The 19,066-nt window shown below is 69.8% G+C and carries 19 protein-coding genes; 7 read left to right on the top strand and 12 right to left on the bottom strand.

The genetic code is table 11. From position 1 onward, the window contains the following. Nucleotides 1–180: 180 nt before the first annotated feature. Entirely contained in the window at nucleotides 181–1,620 is a 1,440-nt protein-coding gene (eat, locus tag AB0I53_RS22685) for an ethanolamine permease (protein ID WP_358606187.1), read from the top strand. A 7-nt stretch (nucleotides 1,621–1,627) separates the two neighbouring features. On the opposite strand, the gene AB0I53_RS22690 is transcribed toward eat, so the two are convergent. The 3 genes from AB0I53_RS22690 to AB0I53_RS22700 form a co-directional block, all read right to left on the bottom strand. Further along, complete coding sequence (locus tag AB0I53_RS22690; protein WP_358606190.1) at nucleotides 1,628–2,014, bottom strand: YchJ family protein; 387 nt, start codon at nucleotides 2,012–2,014, stop codon at nucleotides 1,628–1,630. A gap of 92 nt (nucleotides 2,015–2,106) precedes the next feature. After that, a complete protein-coding gene (locus AB0I53_RS22695; protein ID WP_358606193.1) occupies nucleotides 2,107–4,011 on the bottom strand; it encodes a primary-amine oxidase in 1,905 nt (634 codons plus the stop codon). 114 nt (nucleotides 4,012–4,125) lie between these two features. Beyond that, on the bottom strand, nucleotides 4,126–4,488 hold the full coding sequence (locus AB0I53_RS22700; RefSeq protein WP_358606196.1) for a helix-turn-helix domain-containing protein: 363 nt from the start codon (nucleotides 4,486–4,488) through the stop codon (nucleotides 4,126–4,128). Nucleotides 4,489–4,695: 207 nt separating this feature from the next. Here AB0I53_RS22700 and AB0I53_RS22705 point away from each other — a divergent pair, with 207 nt between their 5' ends. Beyond that, nucleotides 4,696–5,388 (top strand): SDR family NAD(P)-dependent oxidoreductase, encoded by a 693-nt coding sequence (locus AB0I53_RS22705; RefSeq protein ID WP_358606199.1) that lies wholly within the window; start codon nucleotides 4,696–4,698, stop codon nucleotides 5,386–5,388. A gap of 39 nt (nucleotides 5,389–5,427) precedes the next feature. Here AB0I53_RS22705 and AB0I53_RS22710 read toward each other — a convergent pair whose 3' ends face one another. Beyond that, nucleotides 5,428–5,658: a hypothetical protein gene (locus AB0I53_RS22710; RefSeq protein WP_358606202.1), complete on the bottom strand. Its 231-nt coding sequence runs from the start codon at nucleotides 5,656–5,658 to the stop codon at nucleotides 5,428–5,430. A gap of 538 nt (nucleotides 5,659–6,196) precedes the next feature. Here AB0I53_RS22710 and AB0I53_RS22715 point away from each other — a divergent pair. Both AB0I53_RS22715 and AB0I53_RS22720 read left to right on the top strand, forming a co-directional pair. Then, on the top strand, nucleotides 6,197–7,768 hold the full coding sequence (locus AB0I53_RS22715; protein WP_358606326.1) for a sensor histidine kinase: 1,572 nt from the start codon (nucleotides 6,197–6,199) through the stop codon (nucleotides 7,766–7,768). Then, nucleotides 7,765–8,460: a response regulator gene (locus AB0I53_RS22720; protein ID WP_358606205.1), complete on the top strand. Its 696-nt coding sequence runs from the start codon at nucleotides 7,765–7,767 to the stop codon at nucleotides 8,458–8,460. The genes AB0I53_RS22715 and AB0I53_RS22720 overlap by 4 nt, the downstream gene beginning before the upstream one ends. A gap of 328 nt (nucleotides 8,461–8,788) precedes the next feature. Here AB0I53_RS22720 and AB0I53_RS22725 read toward each other — a convergent pair whose 3' ends face one another. The 6 genes from AB0I53_RS22725 to AB0I53_RS22750 form a co-directional block, all read right to left on the bottom strand. Then, entirely contained in the window at nucleotides 8,789–9,916 is a 1,128-nt protein-coding gene (locus AB0I53_RS22725; RefSeq protein WP_358606328.1) for a cytochrome P450, read from the bottom strand. Between the two features lie 104 nt (nucleotides 9,917–10,020). Next, complete coding sequence (locus tag AB0I53_RS22730; protein ID WP_358606331.1) at nucleotides 10,021–10,557, bottom strand: ATP/GTP-binding protein; 537 nt, start codon at nucleotides 10,555–10,557, stop codon at nucleotides 10,021–10,023. A 43-nt stretch (nucleotides 10,558–10,600) separates the two neighbouring features. Continuing rightward, entirely contained in the window at nucleotides 10,601–10,960 is a 360-nt protein-coding gene (locus AB0I53_RS22735) for a DUF742 domain-containing protein (protein ID WP_358606208.1), read from the bottom strand. Then, nucleotides 10,960–11,373 carry a roadblock/LC7 domain-containing protein gene (locus AB0I53_RS22740; RefSeq protein ID WP_358606211.1) on the bottom strand — a complete coding sequence of 138 codons (414 nt, stop codon included), beginning with the start codon at nucleotides 11,371–11,373 and terminating at the stop codon, nucleotides 10,960–10,962. The genes AB0I53_RS22735 and AB0I53_RS22740 overlap by 1 nt, the downstream gene beginning before the upstream one ends. 75 nt (nucleotides 11,374–11,448) lie before the next feature. Continuing rightward, entirely contained in the window at nucleotides 11,449–12,792 is a 1,344-nt protein-coding gene (locus AB0I53_RS22745) for an ATP-binding protein (RefSeq protein ID WP_358606214.1), read from the bottom strand. Between the two features lie 234 nt (nucleotides 12,793–13,026). Then, nucleotides 13,027–13,659, bottom strand: a complete 633-nt coding sequence (locus AB0I53_RS22750) for a superoxide dismutase (RefSeq protein ID WP_358606217.1) — start codon at nucleotides 13,657–13,659, stop codon at nucleotides 13,027–13,029. A gap of 165 nt (nucleotides 13,660–13,824) precedes the next feature. On the opposite strand from AB0I53_RS22750, the gene AB0I53_RS22755 reads away from it, so the two are divergent. Together AB0I53_RS22755 and AB0I53_RS22760 are read left to right on the top strand one after the other, a co-directional pair. Next, nucleotides 13,825–14,628 carry an SAM-dependent methyltransferase gene (locus AB0I53_RS22755; protein WP_358606220.1) on the top strand — a complete coding sequence of 268 codons (804 nt, stop codon included), beginning with the start codon at nucleotides 13,825–13,827 and terminating at the stop codon, nucleotides 14,626–14,628. Between the two features lie 106 nt (nucleotides 14,629–14,734). Then, on the top strand, nucleotides 14,735–15,850 hold the full coding sequence (locus AB0I53_RS22760) for an acyltransferase (RefSeq protein ID WP_358606334.1): 1,116 nt from the start codon (nucleotides 14,735–14,737) through the stop codon (nucleotides 15,848–15,850). A gap of 55 nt (nucleotides 15,851–15,905) precedes the next feature. On the opposite strand, the gene AB0I53_RS22765 is transcribed toward AB0I53_RS22760, so the two are convergent. Then, nucleotides 15,906–17,273: a S28 family serine protease gene (locus tag AB0I53_RS22765; RefSeq protein ID WP_358606223.1), complete on the bottom strand. Its 1,368-nt coding sequence runs from the start codon at nucleotides 17,271–17,273 to the stop codon at nucleotides 15,906–15,908. 148 nt (nucleotides 17,274–17,421) lie between these two features. On the opposite strand from AB0I53_RS22765, the gene AB0I53_RS22770 reads away from it, so the two are divergent. Continuing rightward, on the top strand, nucleotides 17,422–17,817 hold the full coding sequence (locus AB0I53_RS22770; RefSeq protein WP_358606226.1) for a PPOX class F420-dependent oxidoreductase: 396 nt from the start codon (nucleotides 17,422–17,424) through the stop codon (nucleotides 17,815–17,817). A 177-nt stretch (nucleotides 17,818–17,994) separates the two neighbouring features. Here the strand turns inward: AB0I53_RS22770 and AB0I53_RS22775 are convergent, their stop codons facing one another. Beyond that, on the bottom strand, nucleotides 17,995–18,948 hold the full coding sequence (locus AB0I53_RS22775) for a cellulose-binding protein (protein ID WP_358606229.1): 954 nt from the start codon (nucleotides 18,946–18,948) through the stop codon (nucleotides 17,995–17,997). Nucleotides 18,949–19,066: the final 118 nt, after the last annotated feature.

The following is a 19,066-nucleotide window of genomic DNA, read 5'->3' on the forward strand; positions in this document are numbered from 1 at the left end:
CCTTTGGATGCGGGCCAATGGAAGCAGCAGCCGAGTCGCGGTGTCAACACCCGATCGACGGCTTGCACGACGACAACGTCTATATCTAGACACGGGTATTGACATCGATCGGAGCCCGCAGCACGCTGCCCGACTAACCAATGGGCCACGGTCATACCAATCACGGGAGAGGAACCCGCCATGACCGAGAAGCGGCGGCAGGTGGACTACGAACAGGTCGGCAGCGACTACCTCGACAAGCGCCGGCTCCGGCAAGGCGCGGCGGGCTGGGTCCTGCTCGCCGGGCTCGGCGTCTCGTACGTGATCTCCGGCGACTTCGCCGGGTGGAACTTCGGGCTGTCCGAAGGCGGCTGGGGCGGCCTGCTGCTGGCGACGGTGCTGATGGCGACCATGTACACCTGCATGGTGTTCGGGCTCGCCGAAATGGCCTCGGCGCTGCCGGTGGCCGGCGCCGGGTACGGCTTCGCCCGCCGCGCCCTCGGCCCGCTCGGCGGCTTCGCCACCGGCACCGCGATCCTCATCGAGTACGCCATCGCGCCGGCCGCGATCGCGGTGTTCATCGGCGGCTACGTGGAATCGCTGGGGCTGTTCGGGCTGACCAGCAGCTGGCCGGTGTACCTGGCGTGCTTCGCCATCTTCGTCGGCATCCACCTCTACGGCGTGGGCGAGGCCCTGCGGCTGATGTTCGGCATCACCGCTGTAGCCGTGGTCGCCCTGATCGCCTTCGTGGTCGGCATGATCCCGGAGTTCTCGGCGGCGAAGCTGTTCGACATCGCGCCGACGGAGGCCCTGGGCGCCAGCGCATTCCTGCCGTTCGGCTACGCCGGAGTGCTCGCCTCTCTGGTGTACGGCATCTGGTTCTTCCTCGCCGTGGAAGGGGTTCCGCTCGCTGCGGAGGAAGCCCGCAACCCGCGCAAGGACATGCCGCGCGGGATCATCGCGGCGATCGCGGTGTTGCTGGTGTTCGCCGCGGCCATCCTGGTGGTCGCGCCGGGCGGGGCCGGGTCAGCGGCCATCGCCGGCGCCGACAACCCGCTACCGGAGGCGGTGCGCGCCGCCACGGGCGGCAACAACGCGCTCGCCGAGATCGTCAACTACGTGGGCCTGGCCGGGCTGGTGGCGAGCTTCTTCTCCATCATCTACGCCGCGTCCCGCCAGCTGTTCGCGCTGTCCCGCGCGGGATACCTGCCGCGCTGGCTGTCGGTGACCGGCAAGCGCCGCACCCCGTACCTGGCGCTGATGGTGCCCGGCACCATCGGTTTCGTCCTGGCCGCGGCCACCCGCGACGGCGCGCTGCTGATCAACATCGCGGTGTTCGGCGCGACGATCTCCTACGTGCTGCTGAACCTCTCGCACATCGTCCTGCGCTTCCGCGAACCGAACCTGGAGCGCCCGTACCGGACACCCGGCGGAATCGCGACGACCTCGGTGGCGCTGGTGCTGGCGATCGCGGCGGTGATCGCGACGTTCATCGTGGACATGGTCGCGGCGGCCATCATGGCCCTGATCTTCCTGGCGGCCCTGGCCTACTTCTGGTTCTACAGCCGCCACCACCTGATCGCCAACGCCCCCGAGGAGGAGTTCGCCGCGCTCCAAGCCGCCGAATCCGAACTGTCGTGACCGCCGCTCACTCGTGGTCGCCGTCGACGTAGAACCAGGCACCGTCCTCCCGGACGAAGCGGCTGTCCTCGGTCAGCGCTCCCGCGCTTCCTCCCAGGCGGTAGTGCGCCCGGAAACGCACGGTGCCCTCCGCGTCGAACGGCCCGCCACCGGTGCGGCCGAGGATTTCGAGGCGGTCCCAGCGCTGGTCGGGATCGAGGCTCAGCTCATCCGGCCGGGTCGAGGGATGCCACGACGCCAGCAGGTAGGCCGTGTCGCCCACCGCGAACGCGCTGAACCGCGAGCGCATCAGCTGCTCGGCCGTAGCCGCACGGCGCTCGCCGGCGTGCAGGCGGGCGCAGCACTCGGCGAACGGTTCGCCGAGGCCGCAGGGGCATCGCTTCGGAGTACTCACCTCGATAGCTTCTCATCAGCGGCGAGCCCGGAAAGCAACGGTCGTGAGTGCGAAAACCGGTAAGAACCGGCTCCCGCACTCACGACCCCTGGTCAGCTCTCGCAGCAGTGGGACCCGGCGCCGTTGCCGGACGGGACGTCGAGGGTCGGGTTCCGGTCGAAGAAGCCGACCGGCTTGAGGGTGAAGCCGCAGAGGTCCACCGGCATCACCGGCCAGTCCTCCGCACGCGGGAAGTGCGTCAGGCCGAAGGTGTGCCACAGCACGATGTCCTCGCCGTCGATGCTGCGGTCGCCCGCCGTGAACGCCGGGATGCCCGCGCCGCCGTGGCTCTGGTTCACCCACTCCCCCGCCGGATACCGCTCGTCCGCCGCGTACTGGGTGACCCACAGGTGCTTGGTCGCGAACTCGGCGCGCTTCGCGATCGACGAGCCGGGATCCGCCAGCAGCACCGGATAGCCCTGCGGGTGCAGCGCGTACCCGACCGGCTGGCCGAGCCGGTTGGTGCGCTCGGTGTTGACCACGTGCCAGGCCCGCCCGCTGACCGGATCGGCCTCGCGCGCGGCGTCGCTCTCCCGCGCCAGCCGGGTGACGCTCCGGGTGAAGGCGTTGCCGTGCGGGTTCTCCGCGCTGATCGGCTCGCGCTGCGCCTGCACCTCGTCGACGGCGTTGCTGGTGCCGTCGACCATCATGTCCAGCCGCGCGCTGAACAGGTGCTGGTGGAACGGCGCCCCGAGGCCCGGGGCGAGCTCGTTCGCCCAGCGCGAGCCCTCCGCCGGGTAGGCCGAGGTGAACACGATCCCGGTGGCCTTGACCTCCAGCTGGATGGTGCCGTCCAGGTACAGGTACCAGTAGAAGCCGTAGTCGTAGTTGCCGACGCTGGTGAAGAACGAGATCACCAGCCGCCGCTGCCGCCGCGTCTCGGCCGATCCGGTGAACACGTCGGTGTGCTTCCACAGCACCCCGAAGTCCTCCTCGTGCATGCACACCGCGTTGCGCAACGTCCGGGGCGCGCCGTCCTCCTGCGCCACCACCGCGTCGAAGTAGTGGATCTCGCCGAGGCAGTCGCAGCCGAGGACCAGCTCGTTGGCGAGCTTGCCCAGCGAGTACTCGCCGGAGTCGAAGTAGTTCTGCCAGAACCGCGCCGGCGCCGGATCGCCGTAGTTGACCAGCATCTCGCTGACCGAGGCGCGGTAGACCACCGGCCGCTCCCGGTCGCCGTCGCGGAACGACAGCTGGTGCAGCACCAGCCCTTCGCGCGGGTCGAAACCGACGCGGAAGCGCCAGTTCTCCCAGCGCACCTCGTGGCCGTCGACGGCGAAGCTCGGGCCGTCGGGCTGGGTGATCTCGATCGGCTTCAGCGTGTCGCGCTGCGGGCCGAACAGCTCCTGGTCGGCGTAGTTGCCGCTCTCCTCCGGGACCGGCAGGTGGCGGTCGTCGACCACCTCCAGCACGCGCTGCTCGATGACGTCGACGTAGGCCACCAGCCCGTCCACCGGGTGCGCCCACGGCAGTTCTTCCGGGTCGTTCTGCAGGAACGCCAGCGCCCGCAGCATCCGGCGGCCGCTCTCCTCCGCGACGCCGAACCAGCCGGCGGACAGCGGGCAGACCCGCACCTTGTCGACGTCTTCGATGCCGCGGTCGCGGATCGCCTGCCGCCACGTCTCGTCGGCGCGCACGATCTTCTCGACCAGCTCGTACTCGGTCAGCATCACCGGCGGCTGGCCGTGCTCGACCGGGTCGACGGTGTGCTTGTCCACCACCCGATCGTCGGTCAGCGACACCACGGTGGTGGTCAGCTCGCCCGTCTTGGCGTCGAGCAGCACCGAACGCACCTGTCGGTCGAAGTCGCCGCGCGCCAGCACCACGGCCTTCTCCGGTTCCGCCAGCTGCACCAGGGGAAACCGGGTGGATTCGCGCAGGAGCCCCGCGCTCTGCAGGATCTCGCGGTTGCGCAGGATCTCTTCGGAGTTCAACGGCTCCAGCGGATGCTTCGTCATCGCCTACCCTCTCCAGTCTCGGCCGACCCGGATCGCCCCAGATTCCCGTGGAACAGGTGGATTCGTCCAGTGGATCAACACGATCACCGGATCGTCGCAACCGCGCTGTTCGGCTCAGCGCGCGTCGTAGCGGCGCCGGTTCGCAGCGATCTCAGGGCGGTGCTCCGCCGCCCACCCACCTAGCGCCAGCGCCGGGCCGAGCAGCGACTCGCCGAGCGCGGTCAGCGCGTAGTCGACGCGCGGCGGCACGCTCGCGTGCACGGAGCGGCTGACCAGGCCGTCGCGCTCCAGTTTGCGGAGCGTCAGCGTGAGCATTCGCTGCGAGATGCCGCGAACGGCGCGGTGCAGCTCGCCGAAGCGCACCGGCCCGTCCCGGAGCTGCGCGACGACCAGCAGGCTCCACTTGTCGCCGACCAGCGCCAGGATTCCCAGCACCTCCTGGCAGACCGCTTCTTCCGCTTCATCGGCGCGGGTCAATGGTTACCTCCGTGTGCGTCACCGACAGGAATGTGCCGTCTTGTGCCAGCTTCGTTAGTACCAAAGAATGCGACTACGCACAAAGCGTAAGTATTGGAAAGTTCAGCCGTTTTCCGCTGGTGAACAGCCGTGTGCGTTTTGTGTCGCCATAGCAGCACAAAACACACACGGCCGGAACGACCAGCGGCGACGCGGAAAGGGCAGCTGGTGCACAAGAATCTGGTGGTCATCGGGGCCGGGCCGGGGCTCGGGATGGGCGTTGCGCGCGCGTTCGGCAGGCGCGGGTTCCGGGTCGGGCTGATCGCGCGGAACGCGGCGAGGCTCGCCGAATCCGTCCGGGAACTGGAGAGCAGCGGCATCACTGCGACCGCGCACCCGGCGGATGTGCGGGATCGCGACGCGCTGACCGGCGCGCTCGACGAAGCGCAACGCGCGCTCGGGCCGATCGACGTGCTCGAATACAGCCCCGGTCCGCAGGCACCGATCACCTCTGCCGCCGAGACCGATCCGGATACTGCCAGTGCGCAGTTCGAGCTGTGCGTACTGGGCGCGGTCACCGCCGTCAGCCACGTGCTTCCTGGCATGGTGGAACGCGGCCGCGGATCGCTGCTGCTGACCACCGGGGTTTCGTCGATGGTTCCCGCGCCCTTCCTGGGCAACGTGGGGCTGGCTATGTCAGGCCTGCGGAATTGGGCGCACGCGCTGCACATCGAGCTCGCCCCGAAGGGAATCCACGCCGCGACGGTCACGATCGCCACCGGAGTCACCGCCGAAAACGCCGCCGAGATCGGCGAACGCTACTTCGGGTTGTACGAATCTCCGGAGCGGGCCGAGGAAATCATCGGCGACGTCGCGGCCTTCGAATCGCTCGTCAGGAGCAGCGCCGCGCCGCGCCCGTAACCGGCCGGGCGCGGCGCGGCGCGGCGCGGCGCGGACGCTCTACTCCTGGGGCTTCTTGGCCGGCGGCTGGGGCTTCTCGGCCGGCTGCGACGTTTCGGCGTGCGCTGTGCCGTCCTGCGACGTCCCGTCGTGCCCGGACACATCGAGGACCGTCGTGTTCAGGAGCTTGTCCAGGCCGAGCGGATGGGAACCTTCCGCCGCGGCGGCGGTTCCGGTCGCTGCCAACGCGGTCAGCCCGCAGAGCAGCATGGTGACGAGTGGACGACGCATCAAAACCTCCCGGTGAGTGGATATTGCCGGGGAAACGCCACCACAACTCGATCATCTCCGCCGGATGCGTCACCGGGCCGGGCATCCGGTTCCCAAGTTCGGGGGACGCCGTCGGCAGGGGAGGCAGCGGCCCGGTCGCCGGGGGATGTGCGACCGGGCCACCACGAGGTGGGTGCCTGGGGGGTCTCAGGCGTCCACCGGCTCCTCCGCCCGTGCTTCCGCGGCCTGCGCACCGCGCCGCGGAATCACCTGGGCCACCGCGCCGACCGGCGGACCGCCGGCAGCGCCTCGCTCCGGGAATCCCGTCGCGGTCGGAACGTGATTGCGGTCATGCTGCCTGCACGGGTGCCGCGATGTCTCGATTGAGTGCATAACGAAACTTTTGTTACTTCTGTAACCGGCGTGGTGACCGGCCGATCACGCTCGGCGATGCCTCGTTTTCTCGCTCTGACCTGGGACGATGGTGGGGTGGCGTGCGTTCGCCGAACGCCTGCGGTTAACGTTCGGGCCGCCGGTGGTGGAGGAGGCGGGCTCGGTGTTGCGGGTGCAGGGATCGTTGTCGCGGCAGTTGCTCGGGTGGCAGCTGTTGATCATCGTCCTGCTGCTCGCCTCGATCGCGGTGTTCTCCGTCGCGCAGACCGACTCCGCGTTCCGCGCCACCGAGGGCCGCAAGATGCTGTCGGTCGCCGAAGACCTCGCCGCCACCTCCGGGGTGCGCGCCAGCCTCGACGATCCCTACCGCCGGGACGTTCTGCCGATCTTCGCCGAGAGCACCCGCAACCTCTCCGGCGCCGACTACGTGATCATCACCGACCGGCGCGGCATCGTGCTCACCTCGCCCGATCCCGGGCAGCGCGGGCAGCTGCTGCCGAGTTCCGAGAGCGCGCTGGACGGCCGCTCGTGGGTCGGCGAGATCCAGTTGGACGGCGTCGATTCGCTGGTCGCCCAGGTGCCGGTGATCTCCGACGACGCGCGCGTCATCGGCGTCGTCGCGGCCGGCCGCAATCCGCCGGACCTGCTCCAAGGCCTGCGCCAAGCGCCGGAGAACCCGCTGACCCTGCTGGGCTTCGCCACCGTGCTCGGCATCGCCGGATCGGTGCTGCTCGCCCGGCGGGTGAAGCGGCAGACGCTCGGCCTGGAACCGCAGGAGATCACCCGGCTCGTCGAGCACCGCGAGGCCCTGCTGCACGGCGTCCGCGAAGGCGTGCTGGGCGTCGACGAGCAGAACCGCATCACGCTGGTCAACGATCAGGCGCGCCGCCTGCTGTCGCTGCCCGCGGACTGCGTGGGCCGCGACATCGACTCGCTGGACCTCAACGACCGCGCCCGCGACGTGCTCACCGGCCGCACCGACGGCGTGGACCAGATCGTGCTGCGGCGCGGCAAGGTCGTAGTGCTCAACCGGATGCCGATCTCGTCGGTCGGCGCCGTGGTGACCATGCGCGACCGCACCGAACTCGTCGACCTGCAACGAGAACTCGCGGTGCACCGGGACACCACCGACACCCTGCGCGCCCAGGCGCACGAGTTCAGCAACCGGCTGCACATCATCTCCGGGCTCATCGAGCTGGGCGAGTACGACGAGCTGCAGCGCTACGTGCACCGGATCAGCCACACCCGCGAGCAGTGGCACGCCGAGGTCACCGCGCGGGTCCACGACCCGGCCACCGCCGCGCTGCTGATCGCCAAGGCCAGCCTCGCCGCCGAACGCGGTGTCGGCCTGCGCCTGAACGAGGGCAGCTACCTGCCCGAGATCGACGAGGAGCTGTCCGCCGACCTCGTCACGGTGCTGGGCAACCTGATCGACAACGCGCTCGACGCCCTCGAGGCCGGCCCGGCGGACGCCGACCGGTGGATCGAGATCGACCTGCGCTGCACCGACGAAGTCACCGTGGTGGTGCGGGATTCCGGGCCCGGAGTAGCGGCGGAGATCGTCGAAGAGGTGTTCCGGCACGGCTTCACCACGAAGGCCGCGCGCGGCGGCGAACGCGGCCTGGGCCTGGCATTGACCAGGCAGATCTGTCATCGTCGCGGCGGTTCGGTGCAGGTGCACAACGCGCACGGAGCGGTGTTCACCGCGCGATTGCCGCTGGAAGGACCGGGATCGTGATCAAGGTGTTGGTGGCGGACGACGACTTCATGGTCGCGAAGGTCCACAGCGGATACGTGGCCCGGGTCGACGGGTTCGAGATCGTCGGGGTGGCGCACACCGGCGCGGACGCGATCCGCGCCGTCGACGAACTGCGCCCGGAACTCGTGCTGCTCGACATCTACCTGCCCGACATGGACGGCCTGTCGGTGCTGCGGCAGCTGCGCGCGAGCACCGAGCGCCCGTCGGCGGATCCCGACGTCATCGTGATCACCGCGGCCCGCGATCTGGACACCGTGCGCGGCGCGATCCGCGGCGGGGCGCTGCACTACCTGATCAAGCCGTTCAGCTACGAGGCGCTGCGCGACCAGCTGGAGAACTTCCGCGCACTGCACCAGAAACTCAGCAGGCTGCCCGGCGATTCCCCCGCCGCGCAGCAAGACGTCGACCAGATCTTCGGCACCCGAACCCACCGCGCGGCGCCGCCGAAGGGACTGGCCACCGAGACGGCGGAGATCGTCGAGCGCATCCTGCGCGAGACGACCGCGACGGACGGCGACGTGTCGGCGGCGGAATGCGCGGACGCCGCAGGCGTTTCGCGCGTGAGCGCGCGAAAGTACCTGGAGCACTTCGTGACCTCGGGCCGCGCCGAAGTCCGCCTCCGCTACGGCGGCACCGGCCGCCCAGAGCGCCGCTACCGCTGGACCCGCTGACGCCGGGACTCCGTGCCCCCAGCACCCGTGTGCGTTTTGCGTCGCTGTAGAGCCTGTTTTGGATGTGGTGACGTGCGGATGTGGTAACGCGGGCGTTTTGTCTTTGAAGCGGCGCAGCCGCTTAGCCCACCCACGCAACCGGCACCGCCGCGGGTTCTCAGAGGTCTTCTCGCGAGGACAGCCCCGACGCGACGTAATTGGACATACGTGTGTCGGGGATCCCACAGCGAGAAGACCTCTGAGGTTCCGCCACCCGCACCGCTATGCAGGACGAGCCTGGAAACAGGCTCTATAGCAGCACAAAGTGCACACGGGTCCTGAGCAGCGGTCAGTACCAGGTGAAGGTGACCGGTAGGGCCGTCAGGCCGCGCATCCAGACCGACGGGCGCCACACCAGGTCTTCCGGCGCCACCGCCAGCGCCACGTCCGGCAGCCGGTCCAGCAGCACCTCGATGCCCGTCGTGGTGATGATCCGCGCGATTTCCTGGGCGGGGAACGGACATCCGTGCTCGCCGTGGCTGAACGACAGGTGCGCCTGGTTGCCCGCCGCGCCCGCGTAGGAGTCCGGCCGCACCTGCGGGTCGGTGTTCGCAGCCGCCAGCCCGAGCACCACCAGGTCGCCCTTGCGGATCCGCTTGCCGCCCAGCCTCGTGTCCTGCGTCGCCCAGCGCCCGACGAAGTTCTGCGTCGGAGTGTCCTCCCACAGCACCTCGTTGAGCGCCTGGCCGACGCTGCGGCGGCCGCCGGCGAGGGTCACCGCGAAGCGCTCGTCGGTGAGCATCAGGCGGATGGTGTTGCCCATCCAGTCCGAAGTGGTCAGATAGCCCGCGCCCATCGTGATGAACAGGTCGGTGGCGATCTCCTCGTCGGTGAATCCCACCGGATGCGCCTGCAGGAACGAAGGCACGTCGCGGCCGGGGTTCTGGCGCTTCTCCTCCGCCAGCGCCAGCATCCGCGCGACGACGCGCTCGTGCGCCCGGACCGCCTCGTCGCCCTCCTCCGCCGACAGTGCCACGTCCCGGACCAGCGTCGGCGCCTCGTCGTCCGGCAGCCCGTAGATCTTCAGCAGCGCCAGCAACGGGATCTGGTGCGTGTACTCGGCGATCAGATCCGCCTCGCCGCGGCCGGCGAAGCCGTCGATCAGGCCGTCGCAGATCTGCTCGACCTGCGAACGCAGATCGAATTCGTCCACATCGGCCAGTGCCTCGGCCAGCGCGCCGCCGCGCTTGCGGTGGTCCTCGCCCTCCGTGAAGACGACCGACGGCTGCGGCTCGACGTAGGGCCGCAGCGACCAGTCGTGCGGCACCGCGTTCCAGCCGTTCCAACGCCGGGAATCGCGGCCGAACAGGTCGGGATTGCTGGTGACGTGGTGGAGCTCGCGGTAGCCGAGCACGCACCACGCCGGCACGCCGCCTTCGAGCAGCACCGGCGCGACGGTGCCGTGTTCGCGCCGCAGCTCCCGGTAGACCTCCGCCGGGTTGTTCTGGAACCGCGGACCGTAGAACGTCGCGGCCCCCGCGTGCGTGTCCTCGGCTGCCGCCGAAGACTTGTTGGGGCTGGTCACCGCGTGGCCTCCCGGGCGGTCGACAGGGCGTGGAGGTGTTCGACGAGCCCGACCAGCACGGCCTTGCTGGACTCCCGGTCGCGGGCGTCGCAGTCGACCAACGGCACCTCGGGCGACAGGTCGAGCGCGTCGCGCACCTGCGCCAGGCTGTGCTCCGGTTCGCCGAAGTTGTTGCGGGCGACCACGAACGGCATCCCGTGGTGTTCGAGGCGGTCGATGGCGTACCAGGAGTCGGACAGGCGGCGGCCGTCCACCAGCACGACGGCGCCGAGCGTCCCGGAGAACAGCTGGTCCCACACGAACCAGAACCGCTCCTGGCCGGGCGCGCCGAACAGGTACAGCACCAGGCGCTCGTCCAGCGTGATGCGGCCGAAGTCGAACGCGACCGTGGTGGTCGACTTGCCGCCGACGCCGCCGGTCTCGTCGATGCCGACGCCCGCCTGCGTCATGGTCTCCTCGGTGCTCAGCGGCCGGATCTCGCTGACCGAGCGCACCATGGTGGTTTTGCCGACGGCGAACCCGCCGACGATCACGATCTTCAGGCCGTCCGCGGCGGTGTCGCGCAGCGGAGCGCGACTAGATGTTCCGGAGTCCAACGAGCACCTGCTTGAGGAATTCGGGGGCGGGCAGTTGCGCCTCGACGCGCTTCGAGGACGGGTGGCGGGCGGTGATCTTGCCCATGTCGAGCAGGTCGGAGAGCAGGATCTTCACCACGCTCACCGGCAACCCGAGGTCCGAGGACAGCTCCACCACCGCCACCGGTTCGTGGCACAGCCGCAGGATCTTGGCGTGCTCGGACTGCATGCCCGGGGTCGGATCGCATTCGCTCACGATCAGCGTCACCAGGTCGAAGGCGTCCTCGGCGGGCCGGCTGCGGCCGCCGGTGACGGTGTAGAGCCGGTCCGGGTCCTCCTCGTCGATCAACCGCCTGGCCATCACGCCTCGGCCGGGTTCTCGTCGCGCGGCGGGGAGCTCAGGTACTCGCCGATCTGCTCCACCAGTTCGTTCATGTTGTGCCCGACGACGCCGACGTCCGCGTCGTCGGCGGCCAGCACGGCGAGGTGCGCGCCCACCCCGGCTTCCACGATGCACAGCACCCCGCCGTAGAACTCGGTCATGGACTGCCGGACGCCGCCGCTGCCGTCGCCGAACTCGACCGATGCCCCGTAGGAGAGGCTTTGGATGCCGGAGGCGATGGCGGCCAGCTGATCCGCCTGGTCCACCGACAGGCCGGGCGTGTGGCAGAGTTTGAGGCCGTCCTTGGACAGCACCAGGGCGTGCCGGGTGCCCGGCGTCCGCTCCAGCAGGTTCTCCAGCAACCAGTCGAGGTCGCGAGTTTTCGTGGTCATCGCAGCTGTGGGGCGGTGCTCCGGGCTACCGGCACCGACCCGCGCCTCCAATCCGTTGTCCAGGCGGTCAGGCCGTCATTGAGAGTTGTCGTCCGAAGTGGACGATGAGTCGCGGCGGGCGTTGCGGAAGGCGCCGAACCGCGCCCCGGCGTCCGGGCGCGGCCGCGCCGGCTCGGCTTCCTTCGGGGCGGCCGATCGCGCCGCGGCCAGCGTCTTGCCGCGGCGGCGCTTCGGCAGCGCGTTCGGTTCGTCGCCGGTTTCCGGTGCCGGATCGGCGTTTACGTCCGCGATCGGGGCCGTGGGGGCTTCCGGAGCGGGCCTCGGGGCGGGCGTGGATTCCGGCCGGGGCTGCGTGATCAGCTGCCGCGGGATCATCACGACGACGCCGGTACCGCCGCGCGAGGACGACCGGAAGGAGACGGTCAGGTCGTGCTTGCGGGCCAGCTGGCCCACCACGGCGAGCCCGAGCCGGGTGCCCGACATCGCCGCCAGGTCCAGCGGTTCCGCCGACACGGCGCGCTCGGCGCGGGCCAGCGCGGCGGCGCTCATGACCAGGCCGCTGTCCTCGATGGTGACGATGACGCCGGTGTGGAGCTCCTCCACGTAGACGTGGACCTCCTCCGCCGGAGGCGAGAAGCGGGCGGCGTTGTCCATCAGCTCCGCGAGCGCGTGCATGACGCCTTCCGCGGCGTAGCCCACCACCGCGACGGTGCTGGTCGAATGCAGCCGGACCCGCTGGTAGGAGCTGATCCGGCCCATCGCGCCGCGCAGCACGCTCTCCATCCCGATCGGCTTGGTCCAGCGGCGGCCGGAGCGGGCGCCGGTCAGCACGGCGATGCTGTCCGCGAGCCGACCGGCCTGCGCCGTGCTGTGATCCAGCTTCAGGAGATCCGCGAGCACGTCTTCGTCGTGCCGGTTCTCCATCTCGCGGAGGTCGGCGAGCGTGCTGGTCGCCAGCGCCTGCATGCGCCCGGCCGCGTTGGCGCAGGTGGCCATGGCCGCGGCGCGCATCCGTTCGCCGGTGGCGACTTCCTGCGCCACGGCCCGGATGACCCGCTGGTGCGCGGCGCCGAAAGACGGCGCCGTTTCGCCGGAAGCGATGTTCGCGGCGACGCCGCCGCGAATCCGCCGCGCCAGGGCCGGAAGCGCCTCGTCGGCGAGCCGGGCGCGATCCGCGTCGAGCGCCGCCGCATCCGCCCGGGCCTGGCGCAGCAGCTGCGCACCATGCGCTGAGACGGCGACCGCGGCGGACAGCAGGACCGAAAGAACGCCGCCGTACCAGGCCACGAGCGCCTGACTGCCGGCCGGCGCGGCGATGGACACCCACAGGCAGGCGCCACCGCTGACGACCAATGCGGCCAGGAACGCGAGCAGCGGCGGCCGCCCTCCTCGACGGTGAACGGGGGCGTGGGTCGGCATCAGTTGAGGTCCTAAGTGGCCGGTCGGTATCGGGGCGGAGCTGACGGACGCGCCATCGGCCAATGATCGTAACCGAGCCGGTCATCGGCTAACTCACAGTTGGATGACATTTCCGGAACCGTTGCCACCGCGCCGGCCGGACGCACGACGGGGCCGTGCGTGTTTTGTGCTGCTATGGCGACACAAAACGCACACGGCCCCGGAACAGGCGAAACCGCCGTGCAGTTCTACTCGTCAGGCGGTGGGGAGGCGGAGGCCGTTGTAGCCGGCGCGAGCGTCGGCGAAACGCGCGGCGACCTCGTCCCAGTTGACCACGTTCCACAGGTGCTTGACGTAGTCCGCCTTCACATTGCGGTACTGCAGGTAGTACGCGTGCTCCCAGATGTCGAACACCAGCAGCGGCGTCGTCGCGATCGACAGGTTCGAGTGGTGATCACGCAGCTGCTGGGTGATCAGCCGCTGACCGACCGGGTCCCAGGCCAGCACGCCCCAGCCGTTGCCCTGGATCGTCGTCGACACCGCCTCCAGCTGAGCGCGGAACTTGTCGAACGAACCGAAGTCCTCATCGATGGCCGCCGCCAGCTCGCCGGTGGGCTTGTCCCCGCCATTGGGCGAGAGGATCTTCCACCACACCAGGTGCAGCGAGTGCCCCGCCAGGTTGAACGCCAGCGTGGTCTCCAGCCCCACGATGGAGGAGAAGTCACCCTTCTCCCGCGCCTCGGCGATCTTCTCCACCGTGTCGTTGGCGCCCTTGACGTACGCCGCGTGGTGCTTGCTGTGGTGCAACTCGTTGATCTCACCGGCGATCGCCGGCTCCAACGCCGCGTAGTCGTAATCCAACTCCGGCAACACGTACTGCTGCGCCATTGTCCCAGTCCCTTTCGCTGATCTTCTGCGATCGACGAAAGTCTCGAACTTCAAGCGCGCTAAAGGTCAACACCACGATCGTGGTGTCGTCGATCACGTTTCACCCTGTTCGACCGATGTTCGGCCGACTACGCTCCGCTTCCTGCACGGTTACCCGGAGGCACCATGTCGGAACACGGCCAGCTCCCGCAGGACCTCGACCCGGACCGCCCCAGCGGCGCCCGGATGTACGACTTCTTCCTGGGCGGCGGCACCAACTTCGCCGTCGATCGCGAGCTGGGCCGGCGCGTGCTGTCGGTGGCCCCGGGCATGCGGCTGAACGCGCTGGCCAACCGCGCCTGCCTGCACCGGGTGATCCGGATGTGCCTGGCCCACGGCGTGCGGCAGTTCCTCGACGTCGGCTGCGGCATCCCGACGATCGGCGCCCCGCACGAGCTCGCCCAGCGGCTCGACCCGACCACGCGCGTCGTCTACGTCGACAGCGAGCCGGTCGCCGTGACGCACGGCGAACTCGTCCTCGAAGGCAACCCGAACACCGCCATCGTGCAGGCCGACCTGCGCGACATCGACGAAGTGCTGGCCACCGACGACGTCCGGCGGCTGCTCGACTTCGACCAGCCGACGGCGGTGCTGATGTTCGCGGTGCTGCACCACGTCCCCGATCACGACGACCCGTCCGCCCTGGTCCGCGCATACCTGGACGTCTTCGCTCCTGGTTCGTTCCTGGCGCTGACCCACCTGACGGCCGACCACGCGCCGGAGATCATGCACGCGGTGTTCGACCTGCTGCCGGCCAACCCGCATCCCGGGACGTGCCGCAGCCGGGCCGAACTGGAGGCCCTGCTGACCGGTCTCGACCTGGTCGATCCTGGTGTGGTGCCGATCGCGCAGTGGCGGCCGGAACACGGTGACCTGGACCTGCAGCCGTCGGCGCCGCTCGGTTACGCCGCCGTGGCGCGGAAGCCGTGACGAACTCGAACGCGGCCCGGCGAACCGGCCTTCGTCGTGATCAAATCGATCAGAATACGGAAATAACCAGACAAAACTCCCTGGTACGGTGGCGTCCGTGCCCGAGATGACTGCCGCGAAAACCCGTCAAACCTCGGGCCGGAGCACTCGCAAGATCAGCTGGGATCTGGTGCGCACCGGCTGCGTGGTGCTCGTGATGCTCTACCACTCGACCTTCCTCAGCACCTACCTGCACCCCGAGATGACGCCGCGCGACATCTCCTTCCCCTACCAGGTCGGCGCGAGCCTGCTGCTGGTGATCTCGGCGTACTTCGCCTGCGTGACCATCGGCCGCGGCAGCGTGCTGCGCTACTGGTGGGGCCGCATCGCCCGGCTGCTGCCGCCGTTCCTCGGCGCGGTGGTGGTGGTCTTCGCGGTGATGCGCTGGGCGGCGATCGAGGGCTGGTTCTACCCGAGCTTCAACGACCTCTGGTGGAACCTGCTGATGCTGTGGAACTGGAAACCGGCGGAATACTGGTTCATCGACGGATCGCACTGGACGGTCCCGCTGCAGCTGATGGGCTTCACCGCGGCCGCGTTGCTGTTCCGCACCAGGTGGGGGCACGGGCGGCGGATCATCGTGGTGCTGTGGGCGGCCGTGCTGGTGCCGATCGCGCAGTGGCCGATCCGGGTGGCCGACAAGTCCGAGCTCTACCGCACGATCGTCGACGGCATCGGCGTGCACCGCTGGCACCTGTTCGTCGCCGGGGTGGCGATCTGGCTGTGGTCGACGCGGCGCATCCACCTGCTGCACTTCGCGGCGATGCTGGCGGCCTGCATGCTCGGCCAGGCGCTGCACAACTACAGCGAAACGCCGGAAGGCCTGATCGCGGACTGGGGCTCGACGGTCGGGGTGTGCATCGGCATGGTCGTGGTGGCGCTGACGGCCTTCGGGCCGGACTGGAACCGGCTCGTCCCGGAGTGGCTGGCCGGCCGGATCCGCTGGTTCGCCGGGATCTCCTACGGCGTGTTCCTGGTGCACCAGACGATCGGCTACATCGTCATGAAGAAGCTCGACGAGATCGGCGTCGATCCGCTCCTGCAGACCGCCGCGATGCTGGTCACCGGCACGGCGCTGGGCTGGGCGCTCACCCGCGTCGTCGAGCGCCCGACGCACAAGTTCCTGATGCGCGCCTACGACGGCCTCGCCAACCGCCGCCGCGCACGATCCAGCGAAGCGTGAGGGGCACCTGCCACCGGCCGAGCCGGTGAAAGGCGCCCCTCACGCGCAAGACCCGTCAGATCGGGCGCTGGGTCTGGGGTTCCGCGTCGAGCGGGGTGAGGACCCGGGCCGGCGGCGGGACATCGGCCCAGCGGCGGACCGCCGCTTCCGCTTCGGCTCGCTGCTGCTCGGGTAGGCCCTCGATCTTGGCCCCGTGGTTGCCGCCCGGCACCAGGTAACTGTAGGAGTCGGCGGTGTCCTGGCCGAGCTCGAAGGGTTCCGCGCTCCACGGGTCGCGCTCGCCGTTGACGAACATCAGCTCCGCTCCCCCGCTGCGCACCCACGCGTCGACCTGCCGCATCACGCCCGGTTCGAAGCTCATCGGGATGTCGCGCGACACCAGGTTGCGGGGCTGGCTGAGCTCCCGGTGGTGCAGCAGGTCGGCCAGCGGCTCATCGGAGACGCCGGGCCAGCCGAGCTGCGTTCCCGCCTGGTAGTAGTACGGCGCGTACGGCTCGATGCCCTGGTCGGTGTAGAAGGAGAACTGCACGGTTTCGTCGAAGAACGCGTAGATCTCGTCGGTGCTCGCGGTGGTCGCCGGGATCTTGCCGCAGTCCTCCTGTCCGCGGTACTGCCAGAACGCGAACGGCGTGTCCAGCACGACCATCTCCAGGCCCCGGTCGGTGTCGCCGATGATCCGGTCGAAGGTCAGCCCCTCGGCATCGGCGTAGGCGCGGAACTTCGCGAGCATCTCGTCGCGCCGGACCAGCGCCTCGCGCTGCACCGCGAGCAACGCGCCGCGGCAGGCCGGATCAGTGCCGACGGAGGCCAGGAACTCGTCGTAGACGTCCCGGTCGTTGTCGACGTCGTTGGGCGCAACGTAGGCCACCGTGCCTGCCACGTCGTCGGGGTAGAACCGGCGGTGGTAGACGGCCGTCATGCCGCCCTTGCTGGCGCCGGTGGTGAGCCATTCGCGCTGGTAGACCGACTTCAGCGCGGCGATCACCCGGTGCTGGTCGGTGGCCGCCTGCCAGATGTCGAGATCGTTCCAGTCGGCGGGATCGGGCCGGGACGGGGTGAAGAACCGGTGCTCCAGGTCGACCTGGTTGCCGTCGACCAGCCGCGTCGGCTCGGTGCGGGCGGTCCTGCTCGGCAGCTCATATCCGCTCGTGTAGAGCACCGTGGGCCGGTCGAGGTCGCGGTGCAGCAGGGTCAGGCGCTGCTGGAACTGCCCGGCTTCCGGGTGCCGGTGGTCGTTGGGCTGCGCGAAGGTCAGGTCGAACAGCCGGAATCCCGGCTCGGTGGGCCGCTCGCCGACGACGGTCAGCCCGGGCACCGCCGCCAGCCGCTCCCTGATGTCGTCCGGCGGAGCCGCGCCCACCGGCGCTCCGACGAGCAACATGCCGCACACCACCGCGAAGGTGACCAGACCGCGCCAGTTCATTCCGCCTCCTGCTGGGCCCGAGATCAGGCCGAACCTAGTTCCACCGGGCAACAGCGGGAAGACCACGGCGTGTTCTCGCCGTCTCCCGCTGCACCAGCTGGAATCCTCGCGGCAGGTAACGAGAACCGCCTCCCGGAAGGACGAATCGATGCCGAAGGAAGACCTGCCGCCGGACGCGCAGGAGCTGCTGTCCCGCCCGAACCCGGCGGTGATCGCCACCGTCAACGCCGCAGGCGCGCCGGTCTCGGTGGCCACCTGGTACCTGTGGGACAGCGGAAAAGTGCTGGTCAACATGGACGCGGGCCGGGCACGGCTGAAGCACCTCCGGGCCGATCCGCGGGTGTCGCTGACGGTGCTGGACGGCGAGAGCTGGTACCGGCACATCAGCTTGCGCGGCCGGGTGATCGCCTTGGAGGACGACCCGGACCTGACCGACATCGACCGGCTGGCCCGGCATTACACCGGCGAGCCGTACCCGGTCCGCGACCGGCCGCGGATCAGCGGCTGGATCGAGGTGGAGAGCTGGCACAGCTGGGGCGGCTGACCCGGTCGTGAGTGAACGTTCCAGTAAGAACCGGCACGAGCACTCACGAGGCGAGCAGGCGCGCGGCACTGGGCTCGTGAGTGTTCCCTCCGGTAAGAACCGGATCTTTCACTCACGAGCCCAGTGCCGACACCGCCGCGGCCGGCCGCGGCTCGCCGCAGCGCTGCCGCTCGCCGGCTACTTCGCCGCGGCGGCCTCCGCCGCCTCCTGCGGAACCGGCTCCTCGTCGCGCTGCTTGGGCACCTCGACTTCGTCGGACGGCACCTGTCCACTGTGGACGACCTCGCCGACGTAACCGTCGGCCTCCTCGCTCGCCGCGCCGGCCTCCGTCGCCGCCAGGAGCGGCTCCGCCGTCGCCAGCACCTGCTGCGCAGCCCGGACGCGCTCCGCGACGTCCTGCCGCATCCGCAGCATCGACTCGGCGTACTCGTCGGCCTCCCGGACCCGCCGCTCGGCTTCGGCAGTCGCTTCGCGGACCCGCCGCTGCGCCTCCTCGCGGCTCTTCTGCTCGCGCTCGGCCTGGATGCGCGTCGCCTCTTCGCGGCGCGCCGTCATCGACACATCGAAGTCGTACTCGACCTGGGTGCGTCGCTCCTCGGCCTCGGTGTCCAGCCGGCGGCGGCACTGCTCCGCTTCGCGCGCCATCGCCTGGACCTCGTCGCGGGTGCGCGCCAGCATCTCGTTGCGCTGCTGCTCGGACTGGCGACGCCACTCGTCGGCCTCGGCCACCAGCTTCTCGTAGCGTTCCCGGAGCTCGGCGGCGGCCTGCTCGGACCGCGCCCACTCGTGCTCGGCCGCGGCCTGCGCGACGTCGACCACCTCGTTGGCCTCGTCCTGCGCGAGCCGGACCATCCGGCGTAACCGGTCGGTCAGCGAGGCGGCGTCGATCGGCGTGCGCGCCTGCTCGTCGAGCTGCTTCTTGAGCGATTCGACCTCGGCTCGCGCCTGGTCGAGCTGCGCCGACAGGTCGCCGACCTGGCTGAGCGCCGAATCCCGGTCCTCGGTGATGAGCCGGATCTCGTTCTCGGTCTGCTGGATGTAGAACTTCACCTGCGATCGACGGAACCCGTACCACACTGTGTCGAAATCCGACTTCAGCGGCACCAGTTCGCGGTCTTCGATGTGCCCCACGGTCTCACCCCGCTCGATTGATCAACTTTGCTGGGAGCGAGCCACGCCCCGACGCGGCAAGTCCGTTGTACACCGGGAGAACGTCCCCGCGATGTGCTCCGCCGGGCTGAAATCCGCC

Origin of the sequence: Saccharopolyspora sp. NPDC050389, from assembly GCF_040655595.1 — a bacterium.
Taxonomy (GTDB): Bacteria; Actinomycetota; Actinomycetes; order Mycobacteriales; family Pseudonocardiaceae; genus Saccharopolyspora.

Bases quoted from the DNA above. Each gene is read 5' to 3' on its own strand.
- AB0I53_RS22755 (WP_358606220.1), top strand. From the start codon at position 13,825: ATGTCGGAACACGGCCAGCTCCCGCAGGACCTCGACCCGGACCGCCCC.
- eat (WP_358606187.1), top strand. From the start codon at position 181: ATGACCGAGAAGCGGCGGCAGGTGGACTACGAACAGGTCGGCAGCGAC.
- AB0I53_RS22765 (WP_358606223.1), bottom strand. From the start codon at position 17,273: ATGAACTGGCGCGGTCTGGTCACCTTCGCGGTGGTGTGCGGCATGTTG.
- AB0I53_RS22750 (WP_358606217.1), bottom strand. From the start codon at position 13,659: ATGGCGCAGCAGTACGTGTTGCCGGAGTTGGATTACGACTACGCGGCG.
- AB0I53_RS22760 (WP_358606334.1), top strand. From the start codon at position 14,735: ATGACTGCCGCGAAAACCCGTCAAACCTCGGGCCGGAGCACTCGCAAG.
- AB0I53_RS22735 (WP_358606208.1), bottom strand. From the start codon at position 10,960: ATGGCCAGGCGGTTGATCGACGAGGAGGACCCGGACCGGCTCTACACC.
- AB0I53_RS22745 (WP_358606214.1), bottom strand. From the start codon at position 12,792: ATGCCGACCCACGCCCCCGTTCACCGTCGAGGAGGGCGGCCGCCGCTG.
- AB0I53_RS22770 (WP_358606226.1), top strand. From the start codon at position 17,422: ATGCCGAAGGAAGACCTGCCGCCGGACGCGCAGGAGCTGCTGTCCCGC.
- AB0I53_RS22710 (WP_358606202.1), bottom strand. From the start codon at position 5,658: ATGCGTCGTCCACTCGTCACCATGCTGCTCTGCGGGCTGACCGCGTTG.
- AB0I53_RS22695 (WP_358606193.1), bottom strand. From the start codon at position 4,011: ATGACGAAGCATCCGCTGGAGCCGTTGAACTCCGAAGAGATCCTGCGC.
- AB0I53_RS22740 (WP_358606211.1), bottom strand. From the start codon at position 11,373: ATGACCACGAAAACTCGCGACCTCGACTGGTTGCTGGAGAACCTGCTG.